Genomic DNA, 6,439 nt, shown 5'->3' with positions numbered 1-6,439 from the left:
TCCACTCTCCTCTCCTGCACTCAAGCCCTCCAGTTTCCAATGCCCATCCGCGGTTGAGCCGCGGGCTTTCACATCAGACTTAAAGGGCCGCCTGCGCGCGCTTTACGCCCAATAATTCCGGACAACGCTCGCCCCCTACGTATTACCGCGGCTGCTGGCACGTAGTTAGCCGGGGCTTTCTCGTCGGATACCGTCAGGACGCCATCATTTCCTATGGCGTTTGTTCGTCTCCGACAACAGAGCTTTACGACCCGAAGGCCTTCCTCGCTCACGCGGCGTCGCTCCGTCAGACTTGCGTCCATTGCGGAAGATTCCCTACTGCTGCCTCCCGTAGGAGTCTGGGCCGTGTCTCAGTCCCAGTGTGGCCGATCACCCTCTCAGGTCGGCTACGCATCGTCGCCTTGGTGAGCCGTTACCTCACCAACTAGCTAATGCGCCGCGGGCCCATCCGCAAGCGATGGCCGAAACCATCTTTCCCTTTTGCCCCATGCGGGGCAAAAGCCTATCCGGTATTAGCCCCGGTTTCCCGGAGTTATCCCGGTCTTACGGGCAGGTTGCCCACGTGTTACTCACCCGTCCGCCGCTCGTTCCACGGACATCACCCCGAAGGGATCCGTCCGCTTCCCGCGCTCGACTTGCATGTATTAGGCACGCCGCCAGCGTTCGTCCTGAGCCAGGATCAAACTCTCCGTAAAAGTTGACGCCTTCCGGCGTCTCGAAAACGACGACCGATCGCTCGGTCCGTCGAAACCTTTACATCCGTTTCATCCGTGGCGTCTGGAAAAGGTTGCCCTTTTCACTCGCGCTTGGCTTTTGTTCAGTTTTCAAAGAACCATCCGTCGTCCCGGTTTCCCGGAAGCGACTTTTTTAATATAGCATGCAGGAACTAAGTTGTCAACACTTTTTTAAACGCGTGTTGTATTTTACCGTTCAAGCCGCTTGCCCTGTTCGCTTGGACTTCATGCAAGCGACGATATTCATCGTACCACATTTTTTTCTTTTGACAACCCTTATCCCATTTCCAATTTTTCCCTTTACCGTCGGCTACGGCAGGATGGCATACTTAATAACCGCGAGAGCGACGATGCCCGGCACGCCCAAAAAACCGGCGATAAATGCCGTGACGGCATTGATGGGAAGGCGAAAAGCAAAATGAGCCCCGACGGCATTCAGCAAAAAAAGGACGAGCATCCCGATCAAAAGTTTGACAGCGGCTTGTCCCAAAAAACGAAACGGCTTGAACGGCGCGCCAACCACCAGCAACAAAAGAATGACGCCGACAAATATCGAGACGACAACGACCGGATTCAAAGTAAAAACCCCCTTTTTTAATATTTATACGGGGGTCATTCGGATTTATTCCGATTGTTGTTTGCTAAGCCGATGTTTCGGTCGCGCGCTTCTTTCAACAAAAATAAATACTTTGCTTCAGCGAGCCGGAGCTGATAGAGCACTTCTTCTGAAGGATCGATGCTCTCCTCGATGATGTGCTTTTGTCTTAGCCATTTATTTTTGCATTCCGAGAGCAACGTCAACAGCTCTTCATCTTTTTCTTTGCGTAGCCCGCCCTTGCGTCTGAACATGGGTCATCCTCCCGAACTACAACTCCCGCCGGCCTTCAATCGCTTTGGACAGCGTCACTTCATCCGCATATTCCAAATCGCCCCCCATGGGAAGACCGTGGGCGATGCGGGACGTCTTGATGCCGGACGGTTTGATCAGTCTCGAAAGATACATCGCCGTCGCCTCCCCTTCGATGGTCGGATCGGTGGCGAGTATCACCTCTTTGATTTCTTCATTTTTCAGGCGTTGAATCAGTTCGGTGACTTTGATGTCTTCGGGGCCGATGCCATCGACAGGGGACAACGCCCCGTGCAAGACATGATACAGCCCCCGGTATTCCTTCATTTTTTCCATTGCGACGACGTCTTTTGGATCTTGGACAACGCAGATCGTGGAACGGTCCCTTGAGGAATCGTTACAAATGTAACACGGATCGCGGTCGGTAATGTTTTGGCATTCCGAACAATAGGTGAGCTGTCGTTTCGCATTGACAAGCGCTCTTCCGAATTCCAGTACATCGTCATCCTTCATTTCAACCACATAAAAGGCAAGCCGCGTCGCCGTTTTCGGCCCAATGCCGGGCAATTTCATAAAGCTGTCGATGAGTTTGGCAATTGGTTCGGGATAATGCATGGCGGCGCCCCCTTAAAAACCTGGTAAATTCAATCCTTTGGTGAATTGGCCCAAGCGATTGGCCGCCAATTCGTCGGCTTTTTTGAGGGCGTCGTTGATCGCCGCCAGCACGAGATCTTGGAGCATGTCGATGTCATCCGGATCAACGGCTTCTTCTTTAATGTTGACTTCCAGAACCTCTTTATGCCCGTTGCATTTGATCGTCACGACACCGCCGCCGGCGCTGCCTTCAACGACCTCTTCTTTCAGTTTTTCTTGCGCCTCCATCATTTTTTTTTTGCATTTTTTGCACTTGTTTCATCATATTATTCATGTTGCCCCTCATCATCGCAAAGTCCTCCTCTATGTTCATCGTTAGCCCCCGGAACCCCCCATATCTAACCAATGGGTGAAATCGGGGAGCGCAAAGGGTCACTAAATGCCAAGGCGGAAGCATGAGCAACGGCCGGGGAAACTCGACGGGACGATAAAATTTTGCCGACAACCTAGGCTAGAGTAGCCATTCATGACCGCTCCGGCGTTTTCCCTCAGCTAATCTTTTATTTCCAATAAATCCGGACCGACGAGCTTTTCGGCTTCCGCGATCAAAGGATTTTTATTATGATTCCCGGGCTGTTCCGGACGTTCGCCGCGCGCTTCCATGTTTTTAATATAAGCGGCTCGCACCTCGTCCCACTGTTTTTGCGGGACGGGGTACATTTTTTTTCTTTTCCCCGTCGCTTCAAAAACGACGTCTTCTACGATTTGCATGGCGTTGTTTTTGTTTTCCGCCACCATTTGGCAATGAAAATCATATTTAAAGGCTTGGATAAAAGCATCCGGCGAGCTCGCCACCGGATAACTCTCCAGCAACCAGGCATGAGCGGCGATGTGCGTCTTCCGGATTTTCTCCATGATCGCCGGCCAGCGGCTTTGCAATTCTTTCAGCTCATCTTTGACGGCTTCATCCAAAACGGTTTGCAGCGCGCCCTCTGCAATTTTTACCGTTTTTCTTTTCGGAGATGGCCCGACGGCGCGCTTATCGCCGCGATTCACCGTTTGAACGGCATCCGGCGACACTTCCAAGCGATTCAGCCGTTCTTCCAAAGCTTCCAACCGCCTGACGATGTCCGCCGAAGCCGGCCCCGCACTCTTCTCTTCGATTTGGCAGAGCTTCACCATCGCGATTTCCAAAAAAACTCTCGGATGGCCCGTCCGCTTCATCTCCTGCTGCAGGTCGCTCAGGATGTGGATCGACTCATGGATCCGCTCCGCCTCAATCCGCTCCGCAATTTGGGCAAACGATTCGTCGGTCAGCGTTTTATCGCGGATCTCTTCCAATTCCGGCGACGCTTTATAAAGCATGAGATCCCTGTAATAAAAGATTAAGTCTTCCATAAAACGCTCGGGATCTTTTCCGGCTTTCACGATTTCATCAATGGCCCTGATCGCCTTGGCCACATCGCGATCAAGCGTTGAGCGGACGATTTCCGACAGCATGCGCTCCGACACCATGCCGGTGACTTCGAGGACGATGTCTTCCGTCACCGCTCCGTTCCCGTAAGCGGCCGCTTGATCCAATATGCTGAGCGCATCGCGCATGCCGCCCTCACTCGCCTTGGCGATCAATGCGGACGCTTTTTCATCCATCTCGATGCCTTGTTCGTGAACGATATAATTCAATCTTTCTTGAATGGCGTCGAGGGAAATGCGCTTAAAATCAAAGCGTTGACATCTCGAAATGATGGTCGGCGGGATTTTATGAGGCTCCGTGGTTGCCAGGATAAAGATCACGTGGGACGGTGGTTCTTCCAAGGTTTTCAACAAAGCGTTAAAAGCTCCCTGGGAAAGCATATGCACTTCATCAACGATATAAACCTTATACCTGGCGACGCTCGGCGCATATTTCACGTTTTCGCGAATCTCGCGGATTTCATCCACACCGTTATTTGAAGCCGCATCGATTTCGATGACATCCGACAGGCTGCCGTCAGTAATGCCTCGGCAAACGGCGCATTCGTTGCACGGCTCGGGCGCCGGAGCTTTCTCGCAATTGACCGCCTTGGCGACGATTTTCGCAACGCTCGTCTTGCCCGTTCCCCTGGGTCCCGTAAACAAATAGGCGTGGGAAAACTTTTCGTTCATCAAGGCGTTCTGGAGCGTGCGGGTGATGTGCGTCTGTCCGGCCATATCGCTGAACCGTTGCGGTCTCCACACCCTGTAAAGCGCTCGGTAACCCATCCGTATCACACCCGAAAATTCAAGTCATTTCTTGAATCATTATACCTTTAAAAACACATAAACACAAAGCGGCACGCGGGAAATAAAAGCTCTGGCCGCAGCGGCCGGAACGTTTCTCCAATAAAAAAACCGCGGCCGTTGCCGCGGTCGCGTTTCTAATCTATGTAAGATGACCGTGCACCTTCCGTTGATCCCGGCGTCCTGAACGCTTTGCGAGCAGTTGGCTCGATTCAGGCTACCCCGCGGCACACGAAAGATCTCGCTTACTGCTGCTTCCTTCCGGACCTGACAGGGTTCACGAGTTTTCGTTGCGCGGGACCCGAATGTCAGCACCACTTACTCGCTGCTGACTTCACAGCGCCGGGACCTCGGGAAGGGATTCAGCCTCGCTACAGCGGATTGCGAGTACAGGGCACCGCTACCTCCCCGCCTAGCACGGTACAACCATTATAACAGAGCGAGCGGACAATTAAAAGGGGAAGAGGAAACTTACATGATTTGTGTGTTTTTCACATTAATGGTGAATAGTTGTTTTCAGAGCACTCACGCGAACGTTACCGTTTAAAACAACGTCGACCGGATTAACAATCATGAGTACGGCCACATTTTATTCTGATCAAAATTCAACCCCAACAAGAACGATCAATCTTAATATCGGGATTTCTCGACTGCAACTCCTTTAGAAACTGATCTTTTTTTCTAGGTGAAATTTTAACGCTTTTAAATATCCCGCCTTTATAAAAAATTTCTATAGCATCCTTTGAAGCCAATAGGTTGTATCCTATTAGTATATCCGTCGCTTTATCAACCTCTTCAATATCCTTATATGCGATGCGGCTGCGAAATGGGCCCGACTTTACGAACAAATGGTCATCTTTTAAAACGTATTTGATATCAATAACCATCCAATTAAAGAGTGCTTCGGCTATGAGACAAATGATAAGGTTAATCCACTTATAAAGAATATCGCCTTTACCCGCAAATAAAAAGCCAAGAAATCCACAGAAGAAAAGAATTAGATTTAGCAACATATAAACCACTGAAAGAGCACTATCCCTTTTAGTCCTAAATATCATTATTTTCCTCCACGTGATTGGTTTATGGAATCATACAACTATGGTTGTTTGTCAAAAGAGACATAACGACGCTCTGCCAGCTTATACAGATCCAATATTTTGCTTCAATCTGGAATTAGCATGAAATGTATTGAAAAAATTTATTTTCCGAACTAAGCTTTTAGGGGTCTATTATCTGGGGATTATTCAAAAAGGAATGGATATTGAATAAAATCTATTTAAAAATTATGATATCATTCGGACAAAAAATATACCATAAAGAATATTTCTTGCATCACTGTTCGGGCTGTGCCATGTCCCTTTCCTTGTTTTTCTTCCCGCTTAACCCTATCAATAAAAAACCTCTCTAGATCGCCTAGAGAGGTAGGATGTTGCGATAGCAAAGAAAAAAATATGGCGGAGGCGAGAGGATTTGAACCCCTGCGGCGCCAATAACGACGCCCTAGCTGATTTCGAGTCAGCCCCCTTCAGCCACTTGGGTACGCCTCCGTGATGCGACGTTTTAAAATATAACACAAAAGTCTCCGTTTGACAAGGGGTCCACAGGGAATTTGTTGTTCGTCTGTGATATTGTCATATTGTAACGCTTCAGTGAAAATGTCAGTATGAGACAGGAGCGAATTCCATTGAGCAAAAAAGAATTGAAGCGTTACAAAGTCATTCGTCAATGGATCGAAGGGTATATCACGGGAAAACAAGCTGCCGAATTGTTATCGCTAAGTCTTCGTCAGGTTTATCGCCTCAAAAAACGAGTCCTTGAGGAGGATGAAAACGGAGTCATTCACAAAAACCGGGGGCGAAAACCTGCACATGCCTTATCCGAAGACATCCGGCAAAAAATCCTGAATCTCCGCCAAAGTGAAAAATATCGGCACTGCAATGATGTCCATTTCTCCGAATTATTGGCCAAACAGGAGGGAATCCGGGTCAGCCCTTCTACGGTCCGT

6 protein-coding genes, 1 tRNA gene, 1 rRNA gene, 1 other RNA gene and 1 pseudogene are annotated in these 6,439 nt (G+C 49.4%); 1 reads left to right on the top strand and 9 read right to left on the bottom strand.

Annotated elements, in window-relative coordinates; all coding sequences use genetic code 11:
- From CCB157_RS15710 to CCB157_RS15670, 9 genes and pseudogenes are all read right to left on the bottom strand, one after another.
- Nucleotides 1-695 (bottom strand): 16S ribosomal RNA (locus CCB157_RS15710); the annotation flags it as partial.
- 349 nt (nucleotides 696-1,044) lie between these two features.
- Nucleotides 1,045-1,311: a pro-sigmaK processing inhibitor BofA family protein gene (locus tag CCB157_RS15705; RefSeq protein ID WP_077616790.1), complete on the bottom strand. Its 267-nt coding sequence runs from the start codon at nucleotides 1,309-1,311 to the stop codon at nucleotides 1,045-1,047.
- A 35-nt stretch (nucleotides 1,312-1,346) separates the two neighbouring features.
- A complete protein-coding gene (locus CCB157_RS15700) occupies nucleotides 1,347-1,583 on the bottom strand; it encodes a YaaL family protein (protein WP_077616789.1) in 237 nt (78 codons plus the stop codon).
- 16 nt (nucleotides 1,584-1,599) lie between these two features.
- Nucleotides 1,600-2,196 carry a recombination mediator RecR gene (recR, locus tag CCB157_RS15695; protein WP_077616788.1) on the bottom strand — a complete coding sequence of 199 codons (597 nt, stop codon included), beginning with the start codon at nucleotides 2,194-2,196 and terminating at the stop codon, nucleotides 1,600-1,602.
- A gap of 12 nt (nucleotides 2,197-2,208) precedes the next feature.
- A pseudogene (locus tag CCB157_RS15690) lies at nucleotides 2,209-2,524 on the bottom strand (YbaB/EbfC family nucleoid-associated protein).
- A gap of 203 nt (nucleotides 2,525-2,727) precedes the next feature.
- The gene (dnaX, locus tag CCB157_RS15685) at nucleotides 2,728-4,416 is read right to left on the bottom strand and encodes a DNA polymerase III subunit gamma/tau (RefSeq protein WP_077616787.1); all 1,689 of its coding nucleotides are present in this window, start codon (nucleotides 4,414-4,416) and stop codon (nucleotides 2,728-2,730) included.
- A gap of 173 nt (nucleotides 4,417-4,589) precedes the next feature.
- An RNA gene (ffs, locus tag CCB157_RS15680) (signal recognition particle sRNA large type) lies at nucleotides 4,590-4,855 on the bottom strand.
- 184 nt (nucleotides 4,856-5,039) lie between these two features.
- Entirely contained in the window at nucleotides 5,040-5,492 is a 453-nt protein-coding gene (locus CCB157_RS15675) for a PH domain-containing protein (RefSeq protein ID WP_077616786.1), read from the bottom strand.
- A 394-nt stretch (nucleotides 5,493-5,886) separates the two neighbouring features.
- Nucleotides 5,887-5,981 (bottom strand) — tRNA-Ser (locus CCB157_RS15670).
- A gap of 137 nt (nucleotides 5,982-6,118) precedes the next feature.
- Here CCB157_RS15670 and CCB157_RS15665 point away from each other — a divergent pair.
- The coding region (locus CCB157_RS15665; protein ID WP_143287101.1) for a helix-turn-helix domain-containing protein at nucleotides 6,119-6,439 on the top strand (321 nt) is incomplete at its 3' end.

The organism is Caenibacillus caldisaponilyticus (assembly GCF_002003465.1).
GTDB lineage: Bacteria > Bacillota > Bacilli > Bacillales > Sporolactobacillaceae > Caenibacillus > Caenibacillus caldisaponilyticus.
The sequence above is the reverse complement of the archived record's forward strand: the minus strand, read 5'-3'. Positions and strand labels throughout refer to the sequence as shown.